General features: G+C 73.8%; 18 protein-coding genes. 14 read left to right on the forward strand and 4 right to left on the reverse strand.

The features are described 5' to 3' along the window. Window positions 1-33 precede the first annotated feature (33 nt). From ACWCHM_RS03115 to ACWCHM_RS03150, 8 genes are all read left to right on the forward strand, one after another. Complete coding sequence (locus tag ACWCHM_RS03115) at window positions 34-2,064, forward strand: TIGR03960 family B12-binding radical SAM protein (RefSeq protein WP_204959585.1); 2,031 nt, start codon at window positions 34-36, stop codon at window positions 2,062-2,064. 187 nt (window positions 2,065-2,251) lie between these two features. Then, window positions 2,252-2,971 (forward strand): TIGR03936 family radical SAM-associated protein, encoded by a 720-nt coding sequence (locus ACWCHM_RS03120; RefSeq protein ID WP_204959683.1) that lies wholly within the window; start codon window positions 2,252-2,254, stop codon window positions 2,969-2,971. Between the two features lie 131 nt (window positions 2,972-3,102). Beyond that, complete coding sequence (locus ACWCHM_RS03125; protein ID WP_454221449.1) at window positions 3,103-6,204, forward strand: Rne/Rng family ribonuclease; 3,102 nt, start codon at window positions 3,103-3,105, stop codon at window positions 6,202-6,204. A 119-nt stretch (window positions 6,205-6,323) separates the two neighbouring features. Beyond that, window positions 6,324-6,818: a hypothetical protein gene (locus tag ACWCHM_RS03130; RefSeq protein WP_204959583.1), complete on the forward strand. Its 495-nt coding sequence runs from the start codon at window positions 6,324-6,326 to the stop codon at window positions 6,816-6,818. 181 nt (window positions 6,819-6,999) lie between these two features. After that, entirely contained in the window at window positions 7,000-7,314 is a 315-nt protein-coding gene (gene rplU / locus ACWCHM_RS03135; protein WP_067312477.1) for a 50S ribosomal protein L21, read from the forward strand. Between the two features lie 11 nt (window positions 7,315-7,325). Next, window positions 7,326-7,577 (forward strand): 50S ribosomal protein L27, encoded by a 252-nt coding sequence (gene rpmA, locus ACWCHM_RS03140; protein WP_088647594.1) that lies wholly within the window; start codon window positions 7,326-7,328, stop codon window positions 7,575-7,577. 156 nt (window positions 7,578-7,733) lie between these two features. Then, complete coding sequence (gene obgE, locus ACWCHM_RS03145) at window positions 7,734-9,206, forward strand: GTPase ObgE (RefSeq protein WP_281894951.1); 1,473 nt, start codon at window positions 7,734-7,736, stop codon at window positions 9,204-9,206. A gap of 70 nt (window positions 9,207-9,276) precedes the next feature. After that, window positions 9,277-9,726, forward strand: a complete 450-nt coding sequence (locus ACWCHM_RS03150) for a GNAT family N-acetyltransferase (protein WP_454221450.1) — start codon at window positions 9,277-9,279, stop codon at window positions 9,724-9,726. Between the two features lie 10 nt (window positions 9,727-9,736). On the opposite strand, the gene ACWCHM_RS03155 is transcribed toward ACWCHM_RS03150, so the two are convergent. The 3 genes from ACWCHM_RS03155 to ACWCHM_RS03165 all read right to left on the reverse strand — a co-directional run bounded on the left by ACWCHM_RS03155 (window position 9,737) and on the right by ACWCHM_RS03165 (window position 13,025). Then, window positions 9,737-10,219, reverse strand: a complete 483-nt coding sequence (locus ACWCHM_RS03155) for a DUF4383 domain-containing protein (protein ID WP_454221451.1) — start codon at window positions 10,217-10,219, stop codon at window positions 9,737-9,739. Window positions 10,220-10,455: 236 nt separating this feature from the next. Next, on the reverse strand, window positions 10,456-11,559 hold the full coding sequence (locus tag ACWCHM_RS03160) for a glycosyltransferase (protein WP_281894955.1): 1,104 nt from the start codon (window positions 11,557-11,559) through the stop codon (window positions 10,456-10,458). 218 nt (window positions 11,560-11,777) lie between these two features. Further along, on the reverse strand, window positions 11,778-13,025 hold the full coding sequence (locus tag ACWCHM_RS03165) for a cytochrome P450 (RefSeq protein WP_204959579.1): 1,248 nt from the start codon (window positions 13,023-13,025) through the stop codon (window positions 11,778-11,780). A 105-nt stretch (window positions 13,026-13,130) separates the two neighbouring features. On the opposite strand from ACWCHM_RS03165, the gene ACWCHM_RS03170 reads away from it, so the two are divergent. After that, on the forward strand, window positions 13,131-13,619 hold the full coding sequence (locus ACWCHM_RS03170; RefSeq protein ID WP_454221452.1) for a hypothetical protein: 489 nt from the start codon (window positions 13,131-13,133) through the stop codon (window positions 13,617-13,619). A 121-nt stretch (window positions 13,620-13,740) separates the two neighbouring features. On the opposite strand, the gene ACWCHM_RS03175 is transcribed toward ACWCHM_RS03170, so the two are convergent. Continuing rightward, a complete protein-coding gene (locus tag ACWCHM_RS03175; RefSeq protein ID WP_067312494.1) occupies window positions 13,741-13,959 on the reverse strand; it encodes a DUF397 domain-containing protein in 219 nt (72 codons plus the stop codon). Window positions 13,960-14,025: 66 nt separating this feature from the next. Between ACWCHM_RS03175 and pepN the strand changes: the two genes are divergently transcribed. The 5 genes from pepN to ACWCHM_RS03200 all read left to right on the forward strand — a co-directional run bounded on the left by pepN (window position 14,026) and on the right by ACWCHM_RS03200 (window position 19,334). Continuing rightward, window positions 14,026-16,542 (forward strand): aminopeptidase N, encoded by a 2,517-nt coding sequence (pepN, locus tag ACWCHM_RS03180; RefSeq protein ID WP_454221453.1) that lies wholly within the window; start codon window positions 14,026-14,028, stop codon window positions 16,540-16,542. A gap of 57 nt (window positions 16,543-16,599) precedes the next feature. Further along, a complete protein-coding gene (gene nadD, locus ACWCHM_RS03185) occupies window positions 16,600-17,196 on the forward strand; it encodes a nicotinate-nucleotide adenylyltransferase (protein ID WP_088644365.1) in 597 nt (198 codons plus the stop codon). Window positions 17,197-17,306: 110 nt separating this feature from the next. Further along, complete coding sequence (gene rsfS, locus ACWCHM_RS03190; RefSeq protein WP_204926278.1) at window positions 17,307-17,711, forward strand: ribosome silencing factor; 405 nt, start codon at window positions 17,307-17,309, stop codon at window positions 17,709-17,711. Beyond that, entirely contained in the window at window positions 17,708-18,340 is a 633-nt protein-coding gene (locus ACWCHM_RS03195; protein WP_204959577.1) for a histidine phosphatase family protein, read from the forward strand. Before rsfS ends, ACWCHM_RS03195 begins: the two co-directional genes overlap by 4 nt. A gap of 142 nt (window positions 18,341-18,482) precedes the next feature. Further along, on the forward strand, window positions 18,483-19,334 hold the full coding sequence (locus ACWCHM_RS03200; RefSeq protein WP_421490350.1) for a DegV family protein: 852 nt from the start codon (window positions 18,483-18,485) through the stop codon (window positions 19,332-19,334). The last annotated feature ends 550 nt before the right edge of the window (window positions 19,335-19,884 follow it).

Here is a 19,884-nt window from a genome sequence, read left to right on the forward strand (position 1 = left end):
CCGACCGCCGGTGGACGCGTACCCTTGGGCTCCATGAGTGCTCCGTCCACGACCCCGCGCCCCGCCGCGGCCCCGACCGACGACGCGGCGGTCGCGTCGCCGCACCACGACACCACGTTGTCGGTGTGGCCAAGGCTGGAGGCGCTGCTGCCCCAGGTGACCAAGCCCATCCAGTACGTCGGTGGCGAGCTGGGCGCGGTGGTCAAGGACTGGGACGCCGCAACCGTACGGTGGGCGCTGATGTACCCCGACGCGTACGAGGTGGGCCTGCCCAACCAGGGCGTGCAGATCCTGTACGAGGTGCTCAACGAGCTGCCCGACGTGCTGGCCGAGCGGACGTACGCGGTCTGGCCGGACCTGGAGGCGCTGATGCGCACCCATGGCGTGCCGCAGTTCACCGTCGACGCGCACCGCTCGGTGCGCCGGTTCGACGTGTTCGGGGTCTCGTTCTCCACCGAGCTGGGGTACACCAACCTGCTCACCGCGATCGACCTGGCCGGCATTCCGATGCTGGCGGCCGACCGCACCGACGCCGACCCGGTGATCGTGGCCGGCGGGCACGCCGCGTTCAACCCGGAGCCGATCGCCGACTTCATCGACGCCGCCGTGCTCGGCGACGGCGAGGAGGCGGTCCTGGAGATCACCACGATCGTCCGGGAGTGGAAGGCGGAGGGCTCCCCGGGTGGCCGGGACGAGCTGCTGCTGCGGCTGGCCCGCACCGAGAGCGTCTACGTGCCGCGCTTCTACGACGTGGACTACCTGCCCGACGGCCGGATCCAGCGGGTGGTGCCGAACCGCCCGGACGTGCCGTTCCGGGTGCACAAGCGCACGACGATGGACCTGGACGCCTGGCCGTACCCGAAGAAGCCGCTGGTGCCGCTGGCCGAGACGGTGCACGAGCGGTACGCGGTGGAGATCTTCCGGGGCTGCACCCGGGGCTGCCGGTTCTGCCAGGCCGGCATGATCACCCGTCCGGTGCGGGAGCGGTCAATCACCACGGTGGGGCAGATGGTGCAGCAGGGGCTGGAGTTCTCCGGCTTCCACGAGGTGGGCCTGCTGTCGCTGTCCTCGGCCGACCACTCCGAGATCGGTGACATGTGCTCCGGCCTGGCCGAGCAGTACGCCGGCACCAACGTGTCGCTGTCGCTGCCGTCGACCCGGGTGGACGCGTTCAACATCGACCTGGCGCAGGAGCTGTCCCGCAACGGCCGGCGCACCGGGCTGACCTTCGCCCCGGAGGGCGGGTCGGAGCGGATCCGCAAGGTCATCAACAAGATGGTGTCGAAGGACGACCTCATCCGCACGGTGGTCACCGCGTACACCAACGGCTGGCGGCAGGTGAAGCTGTACTTCATGTGCGGCCTGCCCACCGAGACCGACGCCGACGTCCTGGAGATCGCCGACATGGCGCACGAGGTGATCCGGGCCGGGCGGGCGGCGACCGGCTCCAAGGACATCCGCTGCACCGTCTCGATCGGCGGGTTCGTGCCCAAGCCGCACACCCCGTTCCAGTGGGCGTCGATGGAGCGGCCCGAGGTCATCGACGGCCGGCTCAAGCTGCTCAAGCAGGCCATCAACGCGGACCGCTCGCTCGGCCGGGCGATCGGCTTCCGCTACCACGACGGGGAGCCGTCGCTGATCGAGGGCCTGCTCAGCCGGGGTGACCGCCGGGTCGGCGCGGTGATCCACGAGGTGTGGCGCAACGGTGGCCGGTTCGACGGCTGGAGCGAGCACTTCTCGTACCGGCGCTGGGTGGACGCCGCCGACGCGGTGCTCCCGACCTTCGGTGTCGACCTGGACTGGTACACCACCCGCCAGCGCGACGAGCTGGAGGTGCTGCCCTGGGACCACCTGGACTCGGGTCTGGACAAGGACTGGCTCTGGCAGGACTGGCAGGATTCGCTCGGCGAGTACGAGCAGGACGACTGCCGGTGGACCCCGTGCTTCGACTGCGGCGTCTGCCCGTCGATGGACACCGAGATCCAGATCGGTCCCACCGGCCGCAAGCTCCTGCCGCTCACCCCGGTGACCGCGTTGAAGGTGCCCACCGGCGCCCAGCAGTGACAGTCGACGGGACGGGGGTCGGCGCGCCACGGCGGGCCACCCGTCCCGTTGCGGCGGTTGTGCGGCTATCGTCACCGGCAGCCCGCGCCACGGGGGACGGCGGCCGGTGACCAGACCGAGGAGTACGACGATCAGCAGGAAACCACAGCCGGAGGGCGGGCAGGCGCCTGTCGTCCAGCGTGTCCGGATCCGGTACGCCAAGCGCGGGCCGTTGCGGTTCACCTCCCACCGGGACTTCGCCCGCGCCTTCGAGCGCGCCCTGCGCCGGGCCGCCGTGCCGGTGGCCTTCTCCCAGGGCTTCACCCCGCACCCGAAGATCTCCTACGCCAGTGCCGCCCCCACCGGTGTGGCCAGCGAGGCGGAGTACCTGGAGGTCGGCCTCCAGGCGACGGTCGACCCGGAACAGCTGCGGCTGGCCCTCGACGCGGCGCTCTCGCCCGGCCTCGACGTGCTGGACGTGGTGGTCGCGACCGGGGGGAGTCTGGCCGAGCGGATCGAGGCGTCGTACTGGCGCATCGAGCTGCCCGGGGTCGAGCACGCGGTGGCGCAACGGGCGGTTTCCGCCTTCGTGGCCGCCGACGAGGTGCAGGTCGAGCGGATGACCAAGCAGGGCCGGCGGACGTTCGACGCGCGAGGTGCAGTGACACGCATCGATGTGCTGCCCCCGGTGCAGACGCCTTCCGGGGCGGCGGAGCCGTCATGTGCGATACTCGAACTGGTCGTACGGCAGGTCACCCCGTCCGTACGACCCGATGACGTCCTTTCCGGCCTCCGCGTGGTGGCCGCCCTGGAGCCGCCGGTCTCCCCGAGGGTGATCCGGCTGGCGCAGGGCGTGTTGACCGCGCAGGGCGCGATCGTGGATCCGTTGGACGCGGACCGCGACGGGGCAGCCATCGGGGAACGCTGACCGTCGGTCGGCGTTCTGGCAGGCAGACTTCGGCGGTCGCGCACGTCGCGCGCCCGGCGGAAACACTTTTGCGGCGATCCTGCGTGGCAGCGCTCACCCGCGCCCGGGGCCGCCAGAACTGGAGAACGTCCATGCTCGAGAACGAGCCCGAGGGCGGCGAACGGACCGGTTCCCAGCCGGCCGGCGACACCGCCGACAGCACCATCGACGCCGGCGCGGGAGCCGCCGCGACACCACCGGAGGGCGCTGCGGCGTCCACGGAGGGTGTGGCGGCACCGACCAGGCGGCGGGCCACCAGGCGGCGGGCCGCGCCGCTGAGCCAGCCGGAGCTGACCGGGGGAGCGCCCGCCGAGGCGTCCGGCACCGCCCCGTCGGCCACCGACGAGTCACAGCAGGCCGAGGTGATCGTCCCGGTCGCCGGTGAGCTGGACTCCGCGCCGAAGACCACCCGCCGCCGGCGCAAGGCCACCCCGGCCAAGGCCGCCGAGGAACCGGTGGTCGTCGCCGGGGTCGAGGAGGGCAGCGCGGAACTCGTCCCGCCGGTGAAGGTGACCCGCACCCGGCGCAAGAAGGCCGTCGCCCCGGCGGCGACCGAGCCGCCCGCCGAGGTCCCGGCGTCGCCGCCGGCCGCCGAGGTGACGACCGGTCAGGCGACCGTGGGCGAGGTTTCCGCAGCTCAGGATGGTGCACTCGACGAGGAGGAGCCCGCCGTCGAGGCGGCCGCCCCGACCGAGCCGACCGTCGCCGACGAGGCCGTGGAGCCCGTTGCCGGGGAGCCCGCCGTCGGTCGCGCGGCCGTCGTCTCGCCGTCGGCCGCCGGCAACCGGACCGGGGAGGTGTCGCCGGGCGTCGCCGTGCCGGCCACCGACGAGCCGGTGGAGCCGGCCGAGCCGCAGCCGCGCACCCGTCGGCGGCGAGCCGCGATCGCCGCGCCGACGGTCCTGTTCATGGCCCCGCAGCCGGAGGAGCCGCCCACCTTCCGGGTGGTCGAGCCCGGCCCGGTCGCCGAGGAGCCCGTCGAGGAACCGGTCGAGACCGGGCGGCGGCGTCGCCGTGGCCGCCGCGAGGTCGAGCCGGTCGAGGTCGTCGAGCCGGTCGAGGCCGTCGTGGAGGAGCCCACCGGCGAGGCCGAGGAGGGCGACGACAACGACGACGAGGACGACGACGAGTCGGCCGCCGCGCGTCGCCGCCGTCGCCGGGGCCGCCGGGGCCGGGGCCGGGGCAAGGGCGGCGCGGACGACGCCGACGAGGACGAGACCGAGGAACCGGCCCAGGTCGAGGCCGAGGGTGAGGGCGACGAGGCCGAGGACGAGGGCGACGGGGACGGGCTGACCCGGCGTCGGCGTCGGCGGCGTCGTCGGGGTTCCGGGGACGTCGAGGGCGGCGCCGACGACGGCGTGCCCACGGTGGTCAAGATCCGGGAGCCCCGCAAGGCCGTCGACGAGGTGCAGGGCGTCTCCGGCTCGACCCGGCTGGAGGCCAAGCGCCAGCGTCGCCGGGACGGTCGGGAGCAGCGCCGGACCCGTCCGCCGATCCTGAGCGAGTCGGAGTTCCTGGCCCGCCGCGAGGCGGTCGACCGGGTGATGGCGGTCCGTCAGCGCGGCGACCGTACCCAGATCGCGGTCCTGGAGGACGGCGTCCTGGTCGAGCACTACGTCACCCGCAACTCGTCGGGCACCATGGCCGGCAACGTCTACCTGGGCAAGGTGCAGAACGTCCTGCCCAGCATGGAGGCGGCCTTCGTCGACGTCGGGCGCGGTCGCAACGCCGTCCTGTACGCCGGTGAGGTCAACTGGGACAGCAGCGGCCTGGAGGGGCGCTCCCGCTCGATCGAGCAGGCGTTGCGTTCCGGCGACTCGGTGCTGGTGCAGGTCACCAAGGACCCGATCGGGCACAAGGGCGCCCGGCTGACCAGCCACGTGGCGCTCTCCGGCCGGCACCTGGTCTACGTGCCCAACGGCAACGCCTCCGGGATCAGCCGCAAGCTGCCCGACACCGAGCGCAAGCGGCTGCGCGACGTGCTCAAGAAGCTGGTCCCCGACGGTGCGGGCGTGATCGTGCGGACCGCCGCCGAGGGGGCCAGCGAGGACGAACTGGCCCGGGACGTCAAGCGCCTCCAGGCCCAGTGGGAGGACATCCAGGCCAAGGCGACCGCAGGCGGCGCCCCGGTGCTGCTCTACGAGGAGCCCGACCTGGTGATCCGGGTGGTCCGGGACCTGTTCAACGAGGACTTCCGCGAGCTGGTCATCGAGGGCGAGCAGTCGTACGGCATGGTCGAGTCGTACCTGTCGCACGTCTCACCGGACCTGGTCGACCGGGTGCGCCGGTACGTCGGCACCGCCGACGTGTTCGCCGAGTACCGGATCGACGAGCAGATCATCAAGGGGCTGGACCGCAAGGTCTTCCTGCCCTCGGGTGGCTCGCTGGTGATCGACCGCACCGAGGCGATGACCGTCATCGACGTCAACACCGGCAAGTACACCGGCTCCGGGGGCAACCTGGAGGAGACGGTCACCCGCAACAACCTGGAGGCGGCCGAGGAGATCGTCCGCCAGCTGCGGCTGCGCGACATCGGCGGCATCGTGGTGATCGACTTCATCGACATGGTGCTGGAGTCCAACCGGGAGCTGGTGCTGCGCCGGCTCACCGAGTGCCTGGGCCGGGACCGCACCAAGCACCAGGTGACCGAGATCACCTCGCTGGGTCTGGTGCAGATGACCCGCAAGCGGATCGGGGCCGGGCTGCTGGAGGCGTTCAGCGAGCCGTGCGAGTGCTGCAAGGGCCGGGGTCTGGTGATCCACACCGAGCCGGTGCCGGAGAAGCCGCGTACCGGTGGTGGCGCGGGCGAACGGGTCAAGACGGTGGCCTCGGCGGTCACCACCCCGGCGGCCGAGGCGTCGCCCACCGCCACCGCGTCGGCGCGGCGGCGGGCCCGCAAGGCGGTGACCGCGGAGCGTGCCGTGGTGGAGACCACCGAGGCCCCCGAGGTCGAGGTCGCCGCCCCGGCGGCCGACAACGGCTACGACGACACCATGGGCTATGACCTGTCCCGGTACGAGACGCAGACCCCGGCCGCCCCGGCCGTGGACGACGCCCAGACCGGCGAGTCGGCCCGGCTCGCCGGGGCGGACGACCCGGACGCGCTCGGCGACCCCGACGGCGACGACGGGGAGGCCGGCACGGGCCGGCGGCGCTCCCGCCGGGGCGGTGCCCGTCGCCGTACCCGGCCGTGACCGGCTGAGCCGCGCACCCGACGGCAGTGGACCCCTTCCCCGGCGTACCGCCGGTGGGAGGGGTCCTGCCGTGCCGGGGTACGGCGATACCATCGGTCACCCCCGGCTAGGAGAAGACCATGCGCCGCCTGCCCGCCGCCCTCGTGCTGACCACCGTCCTGCTGGCCGGCGTCGGCTGTTCCGGTGACCGGGCCGACGCGCCGACGGCCTCCGGTCGGCCCTCCGGTGCCGCCACCCCGGCCTCCGTGGTCCCGTCGGCCGCGGTGAGCGGTTCCCCGGCCGGCGGCAACGGACCGCAGGTGTGTGCCGACGCCGAGGCGGCCTCGACCACGGCGGTGCGCACCTACGTCGAGGAACTGGGCACGATGATCGCGGCGGTCGGCGCGAACGACAGCGCGGCGGCCGCCTCCGCCCGCAAGCGGGCGGAGGCGGCGCTGACCACCTGGCGGACGGTGCTGCGGCAGCAGTCCGGCCGGGCCACCGATCCGCAGTTGAAGACCCTGCTCACCGATCTGGCCACCGAGATCGGCCGGCTCGGCACCGACGTCGACTCGATCGACGAGACCGAGTTGGACCGGCTCCAGCAGCGGCTGGACCAGCTCTGCGCCCGTTGACGGCGGGCCCGGCCGGGCGGGGGGTCGGTTTGGGTGGCGGGCGGGTGATGGCGTACTCTTTCCTGCGGCGCACTTTGGTGTGCCGAGTTCCCGCGTGCCCGCGCTGCCGGTGTCACAGCTACCCGGCGAGTTGCCATGGGAACGACCGCCAGCAGCCTCAACGACAGGGAGTCCGCCTCCGATGTACGCGATCGTCAAGACCGGCGGCAAGCAGTACAAGGTCGCCGAGGGCGACGTGATCGAGGTCGAGAAGCTCACCGGTGCCCCCGGTGACGCGGTGAAGCTCACCGCGGTGCTCCTCGTCGACGGTGACGACCTGGTGACCGACGCGGCGAAGCTTGCCAAGGTCGCGGTGTCCGGCGAGATCGCCGCGCACACCAAGGGCCCGAAGATCCGGATCCACAAGTTCAAGAACAAGACCGGCTACCACAAGCGCCAGGGTCACCGCCAGCCGCTGACCCAGGTCAAGGTGACCGGCATCTCCAGCGGGAAGTAGGTCGTCGGACAATGGCTCACAAAAAGGGTGCGTCCAGCTCGCGTAACGGTCGTGACTCCGCGGCCCAGCGACTCGGCGTGAAGCGCTTCGGTGGTCAGGTCGTCAGCGCGGGTGAGATCCTCATCCGTCAGCGTGGCACCAAGTTCCACCCCGGTGACCTGGTCGGCCGCGGTGGCGACGACACGCTCTTCGCGCTGGCCGCCGGCTCGGTCCTGTTCGGCACCAAGCGGGGTCGCAAGACCGTCAGCATCGTGCCGCAGTAACACGCAGGCGAAGCGGGCCGTGGACCTGGGGGTCCCGGCCCGCTTCGCCGTTTCAGGTGGGGGAATGCCCCCACCGCCGGGTGCCGGCCGCCGTCGCGGCGGGGCCGGGGGTGTTTTTCAGGTGCGGGGCCGGACCCCGCTGGAAGGATTGGCGTCGTGACGACGTTCGTTGACCGGGTCGTCCTGCACATGCAGGCCGGCGACGGCGGGCACGGCTGTGTCTCCATCCACCGGGAGAAGTTCAAGCCCTTCGGCGGCCCGGACGGGGGCAACGGCGGGCACGGCGGGAGCGTCTCGCTGGTGGTCGACCCGCAGGTCACCACCCTGCTGGACTTCCACTTCCGCCCGCACCTCAAGGCCGAGAACGGCAAGGGCGGTGCCGGCTCGAACCGCGACGGCGCCAACGGCCACGACCTGCTGATCAAGGTGCCGAACGGCACCGTCGTGCAGACCCTCGACGGCACCGTGCTGGCCGACCTGGTCGGCGCGGGCACCACCTTCGAGGCGGCCCGGGGCGGGCGCGGCGGCCGGGGCAACGCCTCGCTGGCCAACGCCCGCCGCAAGGCCCCCGGCTTCGCCGAGTTGGGCGAGCCCGGTGACCGGCTCGACGTGGTGCTGGAACTCAAGAGCGTCGCCGACGTCGGCCTGGTGGGCTTCCCGTCGGCGGGCAAGTCGTCGCTGATCTCGGTGATCTCCGCCGCCAAGCCGAAGATCGCCGACTACCCGTTCACCACCCTCGTGCCCAACCTGGGCGTGGTCCGGGTGGACAACCACACCTTCACCGTCGCCGACGTGCCGGGGCTGATCCCCGGGGCGGCCACCGGCAAGGGGCTGGGCCTGGAGTTCCTGCGCCACGTCGAGCGGTGCGCCGTGCTGGTGCACGTGGTCGACACGGCGACCCTGGAGCCGGGCCGGGACCCGCTTGCCGACATCGACACCATCGAGGCGGAGCTGGCCGAGTACGGCGGGCTGGCCGACCGGCCCCGGCTGGTGGCGCTCAACAAGGTCGACGTGCCGGACGGGCAGGACCTCGCCGACATCGTCCGCCCCGACCTGCAGGCGCGCGGGTTCCGGGTGTTCGACGTCTCCGCGGCCACCCGGGAGGGGCTCAAGGAGCTGACGTACGCGATGGCGGAGCTGGTGGACCAGGCCCGCCGGGCCGCCCCGCCGGCCGAGCCGACCCGGATCGTGATCCGGCCGAAGGCGGTCGACGACGCCGGGTTCACGATCGAGGCGCAGACCGACGGCTCGTTCACGGTGCGGGGTATCCGCCCCGAACGCTGGGTCCGGCAGACGAACTTCGACAACGACGAGGCGGTCGGCTTCCTCGCCGACCGGCTGGCCCGGCTGGGCGTGGAGGAGAAGCTGGCCAAGGCCGGCGCCAACCCCGGTGACCTGGTCCGGATCGGGGAGCGGGAGTTCGACTGGCAGCCGACCCTGTACGCGGGCGTCGACTTCATCCCCGGCAACCGGGGGACCGACGTCCGGCTGGAGGAGAAGTCGACGCGTCCCGGGGCGGCCGAGCGGTTGGCCGCCCGTAAGGCACGTCGGCAGCGCCCGGAGGACGAACTGGACGCGGCCCCGGAGCCGGCGGACGACGACGAGGACAGCGACGGGGACGAAGAATAGCCCGTTACCGGCCGGGTCCGGGTCGTTTCCTGGAAACCTTCGTGAAACGGACCCGTCCTACCGTGGGATGATGCTGATCGAGTCCCGTCCCGCCACCGACCCGGAGGTCGACGCGCTGGTCGCCGCCCAGCAGCGGGAGCTGCGCGAGGCCGACGGCGGACTGGACGGGCAGGCCACCGTGGTGCACGACGGCATCCGCTACCTGGTGGTGGTCGACGCCGGTCGGGTGGTCGCCTGCGGTGGCGTACAGTCGCTCGACGCCGAGACCGGCGAGCTGAAGCGGATGTACGTCCGGCCGGCGTACCGGGGGCGGGGGATCGCCAGGCAGTTGCTCAGCGCGCTGGAGGAGCTGGCGTTCCAGCGCGGCCACTCGGTGCTCTGCCTGGAGACGGGCAGTTACCTGCCGGCCGCGATCGGCCTCTACACCTCCTGCGGATACCAACCGATCCCGGTCTACGGCCAGTACGTCGACAACCCGTACAGCGTGTGTTTCGCCAAGCGGCTGCCGGTGGCGGCCTGAGCGGGGCGGTTCAGGGCCGGTCGGCGGGGACGTCCAGCCGGCCGCCGGTGCCGGCGTCGTTGGACAGCAGCAGGCCGACGGCGAGCATGCCGAGGCCGAGCCCCAGGTGCAGCCAGCTGTCCGCGTCGTTGAACGGGACGATGTTGGCCGGGGCGTCCCGGGCGACGGCGAAGCCGTACAGCCAGAGCGCCAGGTAGAGCACCCCGCCGACGGTGAGGTAGAGCCGGGCCCCACCGAGCCGGCGGGCCAGCGCCAGGCCGACCACCCCGAACAGCAGGTGCAGCAGGTTGTGCAGGACCGACACCTGGAACACCCCGAGCAGCTTCGCCCCGGAGTGGTGGCCGGCGAAGGCCAGCCCGTCGTAGCCGGTGGTGACGCCGGGAACGAAGCCGAGGACACCGAGCAGCAGGAAGACCACCGCGGCGGCGGCGGCGACCGTCTGCACCCGGGGCTTCGGGGCGGCCGGGGCGGGTCGTCGTACGGCGTGGGCCATCGCTGTCACCTCCACGGGAGCCAACTGCGCGGCACAGTCGGACGATCCTCACATTCTGGGCCGGCCGGCGACCTCCGGCGGCGGAAACGCGAATTGTGTGCCACCCACCGGCATCCGGCGCTGGCCGCCGACGCCGGGCCGGGCCGCGACCCCCGGCTGGGCCGCCGCCGCTGGGAGGCCCGGAACCGACAGTCATCCCGGGCACCCTGTCGGGCGTGCTCGCGGGTCACGTCCGGTCAGCGGCCCCGGGAGGCCGGATCGGCCCGCACCCACCGGATCAGCTCGCCCGGTTCGGCCGGGGCCATCAGGTGCCGCAGCGCCCGCACCGAGTGCGCCGGGCGGCGCACCCGCCGACCGGCGTGACGCACCCCGCCCCGGCCCACCCGACGGGCCACCGCGAGCCACCCGCAGAACCCGCGTTCGAGCAGCCAGAGCGGCGCGGCCAGGGTGGTGCTCGCCGGGAACACCGCCGTGCCGCCGGCCCGTCGCCGACCGATCTCCGCCAGCGCCACCGCCCCGGCCGCCGCACCGGCCACCAGCCCCGGCCGGCGGGCCACCGACGCGGCCACCACGGCAGGCAGCACCGCCAGTGTCACCAGCAGCCGCGCCGGTCGGGCCAGGTCGTCGTACGCCTGGCGGACCCGCTGGCCCCGGAAGCGCGCTGTGGACGGCGGCAGCCGGCGGACGTAGAGCCAGGCGGGACTCGCCTCGGTGCCGCCGTACGCGCGCACCGTGCGGACCAGCTCCAGGTTCTCGAAGAGCACGTCCGGGTCGTAGCCGCCCATCGCCCGGAAGGTGCTGCGCCGCACCGCCAGGGTCCCCGGCCAGTCGACGCCGAACGCCCGGTCGAGCAGGGTCCGGCCGGTGTCCCACCAGGCGTGCCAGGGCAGCGGGTCGAAGTAGTTCTGCGGGCGGACCAGGTCGACGGTGTCCAGCAGGCGGTGCACCACCAGCAGTTCCGCCTCGGCGTACCGGACGTCGTCGTCGGCGATCACCACGTGTTCGTGCCGGGCCGCCGCCACCCCGGTCAGCACCCCGCGTACCTTGCCGTTGAGCCCCTGCACCGCCGGGTCGGGCGGCAGGTGCCGCAGCAGGCCGCGCCAGTGGGCGGCGTGCCCGGCGAACACCTGTGGTGGTGAGCCGTCGACCACTGTCACGTCGACCAGCCGGCACAGCGTGCGCAGGTAGTCGGTCAGCTCGGCCAGGCCGTCGTCGTCGGTCCGGCGCAGCGGCAGGACGTACTCGACGGGGAGCCGGGGCGGGCGCGGCGGCCCGCCCGCCACGGCGGCCGGGCGGAACCCGGCCGGGGCCGGTCGCGCGGACCCGGCGGGGGCGCTCACCGGCGTGCCCCGCGACGTCCGGCGGTCCGCCCGCAGCGGACGGTGGTGGCGGCGTCCCGGCCGGTGCCGGCGCGGCGGTGGATGGTGTCGGGCACGGGTCCTCCCGGTGACGGTGGTCCCCGGACATCCCCCGCCGCCGGCCGGACAAACCGCGCGGCGTCAGGCACCCGCACCCGACCGGTGCCGCCGGGTCCCGTGCGGCGGCCCGGCCCCGGCGGTCAGTTGCTGGGGCGGACGTCGGTGAGCACCAGGCCGCTGGGCGGCAGGGTCGGCACCTGGGACAGGTCCAGGGCCAGGTCCTGCGGCGGCAGCCGGTAGTCCATCGCCCCGGTCAGCAGGCCGACCGCCCGCTTCATCAGCTCGATGGTGATCCATTCCCCGGCGCAGCGGTGGCCGCCCAGGTGGCTGCCCCCGCCCTGCGGCACGAAACCGTACGGGTCGTCGCGCCAGCCGGCGAACCGTTCCGGGCGGAACCGCTCCGGCTCGGACCAGATCCCTGGGTGGTGGTTGGTGCCGTACAGATCGAGCAGCACCCGGCGGTCGGCCGGGAAATGGTGCCCCTGCCACTCGAAGGAGTCCCGCACCCGGGCGAAGGCGACCGGGAAGAACGGGTAGTAGCGGCGGACCTCCTGGACGAACCACTCGGTCGGCTCGTCGCCGGTGCGCACCCGTTCCCGCCAGTCCGGATGGTCGTGCAGGGCCAGGGCGGCGAACAGGACGTACCTGTCGACGGCCACGGTGGGACGCAGCACGTTGATCAGTTCCACGGCGGCGACCCGGCGGGGGAGCAGCCGCCCCCCGGCGTCGCGGTGCTCGGCGACCACCGCGAGCGCGCTGCCCTCGGGAGCGGCCACGGTGCCGACCCGTACCCGCTCCACCAGGTCGGCGATCCAGCGTTCGGCCCGCAGCCGGCCGTACAACCCCCGCCAGTGCCGGGGGCCGAGCGCGGCCGGTCCGTCGATCATGGCCTGCATCTGGGCGTTACGCCTGCCGACCTCGCTCTCCGGCAGCGGTACGCCCGCCCAGGAGCAGACGGCCCGCAACAGCATCGGACCGATCTCGTCGCGGAGCACCACCGGGCCGGCGGCGCCCCAGGCGGCCAGCCGGACGCGCCACTGGTCGGCGAAGAGTCGGCCGATCCGCTCGACCGCCGAAGGCGTCATGATCGACATGAACATCGCCTTGCGGTCCGCGTGGGCCGCCCCGTCCAACCCCTGCACCCCACCCTGCCCGGTCAGCGTCCGCTGACCCCGCTTGGGAGCGGCACCGGCGCGCCGGAACCGCTGCGGGTCGTAGAACAGTTCCGCCGCGGCCCGCCCGCGCAGGAAGATCGTCGGTTCCAGCAGCAGCCGGGCGGTGAAGATGTCCGTGTCGTAGCGCTCACACCTGTTGCTGATGAACCGGTAGCCCTCGCGGAAGAACGCCAGCGTGCTCTCCAGGCTGCGGTCGGCCGGTGTGGTGGCCATCGGGCTCTCCTGACGCGGTGACGTGGGCGGACCCGGCTGGTCGGCCGTGGGTGGTCTACCCGGGTCCGGGGCCCTGAATCCCGCCGTGCCCCGGACGGTGACCGGATGCCCGCTGGCCCCTCCCGGGCCGCCGCGAAACTGGTTTGCTCGACCCCGGGCCCGCACGGGCGGCCGTGGGGCGTCGACGACGGGGAGGACCGGATGCGGGAGAACACACCGCCGTACTGGCGTCAGCGACAGGTGGTCGACGCGCTCGGCCGGGCCGGCGGGGGCCACCCGCCGGGTCGGCCGCTGCTCGCCAGGCCACGCCGGCCGTCCCGGCGCTTCACCGTGCACCTCGGGTTCACCGCCGACGGGCCGGAACATGCCCGGGAGTTGGCGGTGGCGTACGCAGAGGCGCTGAGCCTGCTCCGTCCGGAGCTGGTGCTGGCCTCGGCCGCGCTGTCCCCGGCCGATGCCTGGCGGGGCGCGGAGCGGCTGTTCTGTTCCGCCGTCGGCCCGGACGGCGACCGCTGCGCCGACGTCGCCGGCCACCCCGGCTTCCACCACGCCCCGGGGCCGGGCGGACTGGGCTGGGGCGAGGGGGACGGGTGAGCCGTCGAGTGGGTGCCACCGCGCCGGCCCGGGGCGGGTCGGGGCGGCGGTCGCCCGATCAGCCGTGCCCCCGGGCGCGGGGCGGGTCGCCGCGTACCGCCCGGGGGCCGCTGCCCGGCCGTCAGTCCAGGTCGAACTCGCCGTCCTGCGCGCCGGCGACGAACGCGTCCCACTCCGCCTGGGTGAACACCAGCACCGGGCCGTCCGGCTCGGCCGAGTTGCGCATCCCGATCAGGTCGTCCACGAAGGCCACCTCGACCGCGCTGTCGGAGGTGTCGCCCTCGGCTCGCTGCCAGACCGCCCGGGACAGGTCGAAGTCGCCCTTGGGGTGCTGACCCATTGTTGATCCTCCATTGCCGCGCGTATCGGGGAGCCCGGCCGGCTCCCCGTCGGGCAGGATAAGCGGATGCCGAGCCTGACCCGTGTAGAGGCGACCGCGCGTCGCGCACTGATCGATGTCGAGTCCTATCAGGTGGACCTCGATCTGACCGGTGGCGAGGAGCGCTTCCGGTCGACGACCACCATCCGGTTCCGGGCCACCGCCGGTGCCGAGACCTTCGTCGAGGTCAAACCCGCGGCCCTGGAGACGGTCCGGCTCAACGACCGGGAGCTGGACCCGGGGGCGTTCACCGACGGCCGGTTCCCGCTCACCGGGCTGGCGGCGGAGAACACCCTCACGGTCACCGCCGAGATGGCCTACTCCAACACCGGTGAGGGGATGCACCGGTTCGTCGATCCGGCCGACGGGGCGACGTACCTCTACGCGATGTCGTTCCTGGACGAGGCGCCGCGCATCTTCGCCGCCTTCGACCAGCCCGACCTCAAGGCCCCGGTGACCCTCACGGTGACCGCCCCGCCACAGTGGACGGTCGCCGGCAACGGCCCGCTCGCCGCCAACCCGGCCCCGGGCCGCTGGGAGTTCGCCCCCACCGCCCCCCTGGCCAGCTACTTCGTCACGCTGATCGCCGGCCCCTGGCACGTCCGGCGGGACAGCCACGACGGCATCCCGCTCGGCGTCTACTGCCGGCAGTCGTTGGCCGCGCACCTCGACGCCGACCTCGACGAGATCCTCACCGTCACCAAGCAGTGCCTGGACCGCTTCCACCAGCTCTTCGCCGAGCCCTACCCGTTCGTCAAGTACGACCAGGCGTTCGTGCCGGAGTTCAACGCCGGGGCGATGGAGAACCCCGGTCTGGTCACCATCCGCGACGACGACGTCTTCCGTTCGGCGGTCACCGACAGCGAACGGGAGCAGCGGGCCACCACCATCGCCCACGAGATGGCCCACATGTGGTTCGGTGACCTGGTCACCATGCGCTGGTGGGACGACCTGTGGCTCAACGAGTCCTTCGCCGAGTACCTGGGCACCCGGGTCACCGCCGAGGCCACCCGGTTCGACCAGGCCTGGACGACGTTCGCGATCCGCCGTAAGGCCTGGGGGTACGCCGCCGACCAGCGCCCGTCCACCCACCCGGTCGCCCCGGACGAGGTCGCCGACGCCGCCCAGGGCCTGCTCAACTTCGACGGCATCTCGTACGCCAAGGGTGCCAGCGTGCTCCGCCAGCTCGTCGCCTGGCTCGGTGACGACGCCTTCCTGGCCGGGCTCAACCGGCACTTCGCCGCCCACCGGTTCGGCAACGCCACCCTGGACGACCTGCTCGCCAACCTCAGCGCCGCCAGCGGGCGGGACCTCACCGACTGGGCCGCCCGCTGGCTGCGCCAACCGCAGGTCAACACGTTGCGGACGGAGACCTCGGTGGACGCCGACGGCCGGTGGTCCTCGGTGGCGGTGGTGCAGACCGCGCCGTCGGAGTACCCGGTGCTGCGCCCGCACCGGATCGCCGTCGGCCGGTACGCCCCCGACGGCGCGGCCGAGCGGGTCGAGGTCGACCTCGACCCGGCCGCGGACGGCGGGCGCACCGAGCTGCCCGCGCTGACCGGCCGGGTCGCCGGGGGCCTGCTCCTGCCCAACGACGGTGACCTCACCTTCGCCAAGATCCGGCTCGATCCGGCATCGGTGGACGCGGTCGGCACGGTGCTGCCCACGCTCACCGACCCGCTGGCCCGCGCGCTGCTCTGGGAGGAGTCGCTGGACGCCGCCACCGACGGCGAGCGGCCGGTGTCGGCGGTGGTGGCGCTGCTGACGGCGGCCCTGCCCACCGAGACCGAGGTGGCCGTCGCCGAGAGCGTGCTCGCCCGCAGCCGCAACCTGGTCGACCGCTACCTCGACCCGCTCGCCCGGGACGCCGCGCTGCTGCGCACGGCCGAGGCATGTGCCGCGCTGCTCGCCGCCGCCCCGGCCGGCGGCTCGTTGCAACTGGCCGCCGCCCGGGGGTTGCTCTCCGCCACCGCCGACGCCGACCTGCTCGTCGGGTGGCTCGCCGGCCGTGGCGTGCCCGACGGGCTGGCCGTCGACGCCGAGCTGCGCTGGGCGCTGCTGCACCGGCTGGTGGTGCTGGGTGCGGCCGGTGAGCCCGAGATCGCCGCCGAGGCGTCGGCCGACCGCAGCGCCACCGGCGCCCAGCGGGCGGCCCGGTGCCGGGCGGCCCGGCCGGAGGTGGCCGCGAAGGACGCCGCCTGGGAGATCATCACCCGGGACACCACCTGCTCCAACCGGCTCGTCGAGGCGGCGGCCGAAGGGTTCTGGCAACCCGAGCAGGCCGAGCTGACCGGCACGTACGTCGACAGGTACTTCGCCGAGATGCCGGCGGCGGCGCGGCGGCGTACCGCCTGGGTGGCCGAACGGGTCGCCCGGCTGGCCTTCCCCCGGTACGCCGTGGCCCCGCCCACCCTGGATTCGGCCGCGGCCCTGCTCAGCCGCGACGACCTCACCCCCGGGCTGCGCCGCAGCGTCGTCGACGCCGCCGACGACCTGCGTCGGGCCCTGGTCGCCCGCACGGCGGTCGCCGCTGCCGCCGCCTGACGCTCGGTCCGCGCCGGGCCCCGGCGGGCCCGGCGCGGGGCGGCCTACGATCATGGGGTGGAGGACGACATCCGACGGATCGGCATCATGGGCGGCACCTTCGACCCGATCCATCACGGTCACCTGGTGGCGGCCAGCGAGGTGGCGGACCGGTTCGGCCTGGACGAGGTGGTCTTCGTGCCGACGGGTCAGCCGTGGCAGAAGGCGGACACCCCGGTCAGCCCGGCCGAGGACCGCTACCTGATGACGGTGATCGCCACCGCCTCCAACCCCCGGTTCCAGGTCAGCCGGGTCGACATCGACCGCGGTGGTCCCACCTACACCGTCGACACCCTGCGGGACCTGCACCACGAGTACGGCCCGAAGGCGCAGCTGCACTTCATCACCGGCGCCGACGCGCTGGAGCGGATCCTGTCCTGGAAGGATCTGGACGAGATCTTCGCGCTGGCCCACTTCATCGGGGTGACCCGGCCCGGGTTCGAGCTGACCGACAAGCACCTGCCCGCCGACACGGTCAGCCTGGTGCAGGTGCCCGCGATGGCGATCTCCTCGACCAACTGCCGGGAACGGGTGGGTCGGGGGGAACCGGTCTGGTATCTGGTGCCCGACGGTGTGGTGCAGTACATCGCGAAACGGCGACTCTACCAACGGTGATCATGCCCGGTTGCTCCCACTTCGTGCCGGTAAGCGGCCAGAACTGACAAGTCGTCTCCGCGCCGGGTGTGAGACGCTTGACGGGTCGCACGGTTGATCGAAGGAGAACGGTGACAGTTTCCGAACGCGCTCACGAGCTGGCGATGGCCGCCGCCCAGGCCGCGGCCGACAAGAAGGCGCAGGACATCGTCATCATCGACGTGGGTGACCAGCTCGCCATCACCGACGCGTTCCTGGTGGCCTCGGCACCCAACGAGCGTCAGGTGATGGCCATCGTCGACGCCGTCGAGGAACGTCTGCTGGAGCTGCCCGAGAAGGCCAAGCCGATTCGCCGCGAGGGTGAGCGGGGTGGCCGCTGGGTGCTGCTCGACTACGTCGACATCGTGGTCCACGTCCAGCACACCGAGGAGCGCGAGTTCTACGCTCTCGACCGGCTCTGGAAGGACTGCCCCCAGCTCCCGTTCGTCGACCGCGACCTGGTCGAGGCCGACGCCGCGGGTGCCGCCGCCGAATGACCCGCCTGATCATCTGGCGGCACGGCAACACCGACTGGAACGCCACCGGTCGGGTGCAGGGGCAGACCGACGTACCCCTCAACGACCTCGGCCGGGAGCAGGCCGCCGCCGCCGCCCCGCTGCTCGCGGCGCTGCGCCCGGACGTCGTCGTCGCCTCCGACCTGCGCCGCGCCGCCGACACCGCCGCCGCGCTCACCCGGCTCACCGGCCAGCCGGTACGCCCCGACGCCCGGCTGCGGGAACGGCACTTCGGCCGGTGGCAGGGCCTCGCCCTCACCGACGCCGCCGCCCGGTTCCCCACCGAGCACGCCCGGTGGCGGGCCGGCGACCCGGACCCGGGAGCGGGCATCGAACCCCTCGACGACCTCGGCAAGCGGGTCGGCGAGGCGTTGCTGGCCGCCGCCGAGCTGGCCGACGGGGGCACCGTCGTGGTCGCCACCCACGGTGGCGCGGCCCGACAGGGCGTCGGTCAGCTCCTCGGCTGGGACCACACCGTGCTGCGCAGCATCGGCGCGCTGGCCAACTGCCACTGGACCGAACTGCGCCGCAACGACCTGCGGGGCTGGCACCTGCGCGCGCACAACGTGGGCCCGATCGCTCCGCCCCCGCCACCGGCCGAGCCGGTCTGAGTCGACCGGCCGGCAGCGCCCCGACCCGGCCGCCCCACAGCGCGCTGGGCCAGCTGGCCCGCAGCGCGCTGAGCCGGCCGGGCCGGGAGGTCAGTGCCGGCCGGCCAGGGCGGGTGGCCCGGCATCGGCTAGCGTGCCGGGCATGTCCGTCGCGGTCGTCACCGACTCCACCGCCTACCTTCCACCCGGGCCGGTGCGGGCGCACCGGTTGACCGTGGTGCCGCTGACCGTCGTCCTCAACGGCGCGGAAGGGCAGGAGGGGGTGGAGACCCTCCCCGCCGACGCCACCCGGGCCCTCGGTGGCCGGCGGGTCTCGGTGAGCACGTCCCGGCCGTCCCCGGCGCAGTTCGCCGCCACGTACCGGCGGCTGCTGGCCGACGGCGCGGACGGCGTGCTGTCGGTGCACCTGTCGGCCGACCTGTCCGGCACGGTCGACGCGGCCCGGCTCGCCGCCGCCGAGGTCGGCGACCGCGTCGAGGTCGTCGACAGCCGGTCCACAGGCATGGGGCTGGGCTTCCCGGCGCTGGCCGCCGCCGGCGCCGCCGAGGCGGGTGCCGACCTGCCCGGGGTACGCGCGGCGGCGCTGGCCGCCGTCGACCGGACCACCATCTTCTTCTACGTCGACACGCTGGAGTTCCTGCGCCGGGGCGGCCGGATCAACGCGGCGGAGGCGCTGCTCGGCACCGCCCTGTCGGTCAAACCGATCATGCACATACCGGACGGCACGATCGTGGTACGCGACAAGGTGCGTACCGCCAGCCGGGGGATGGCCCGTCTGATCGACCTGGCGGTCGAGGCCGCCGCCGACGCCGAGGTCGACCTCGGCGTGCACCACCTCGCCGCCCCGCACCGGGCCGAGCACCTGGTGCAGGCGCTCACCGCCCGGCTCGGCGACCGCCTGCACGACACGTACGTCTCCGAGGTCGGTGCGGTGGTCGCCGCCCACGCCGGGCCGGGCCTGGCCGGAGTCGTGGTCCACCGTCGTCCGGCCTGAACCGCTCCGGCCGCAGTGTCCGTCGGTCGGGGTCCGCATAGCAGATCCGGCCATGATCAGGCGGTTGTCCACAGCCGCCGTCGCCGTCCACAGCTGACCTCCGCCGGCCGGAACGGGTGCCGCCCACCGGCCTAACCTCGCGCCGTGTCGGAGGACGAGGAAACCAGGGTGCGGGGACGGCTGTACCGGTTGACCGCCGGGGTGGCGGCGGTGGCACGGACGGCGGACCCGCCGCAGCCGCCAACCCGCCCGTACCGGCCGGGGGCGTTGCGCGTACCGGGTGCGGGTGGGACGTCGCCGGAGGCGGGCACGGCCGGGGCGTCGGCCGGCCGCCGTTCCCGGCCGGCCACCGACGCCGGTTTCCGCGACGCCGGCTCCCTCGACCTCGGCGACTACCTCGACGGTGTTCCACCCGGTCCCGGGGCGCATGACGACGGCCCTTCCGACGCCGGTCCACGTCGACATGACGATGACTCTCCCGACGCCGGTCCACGTCGCCACGACGACGGCCCTCGTGACACGGGTGCACGTCGTCGTGCGGTGGACGATC

This window comes from Micromonospora sp. SCSIO 07396 (assembly GCF_053667945.1).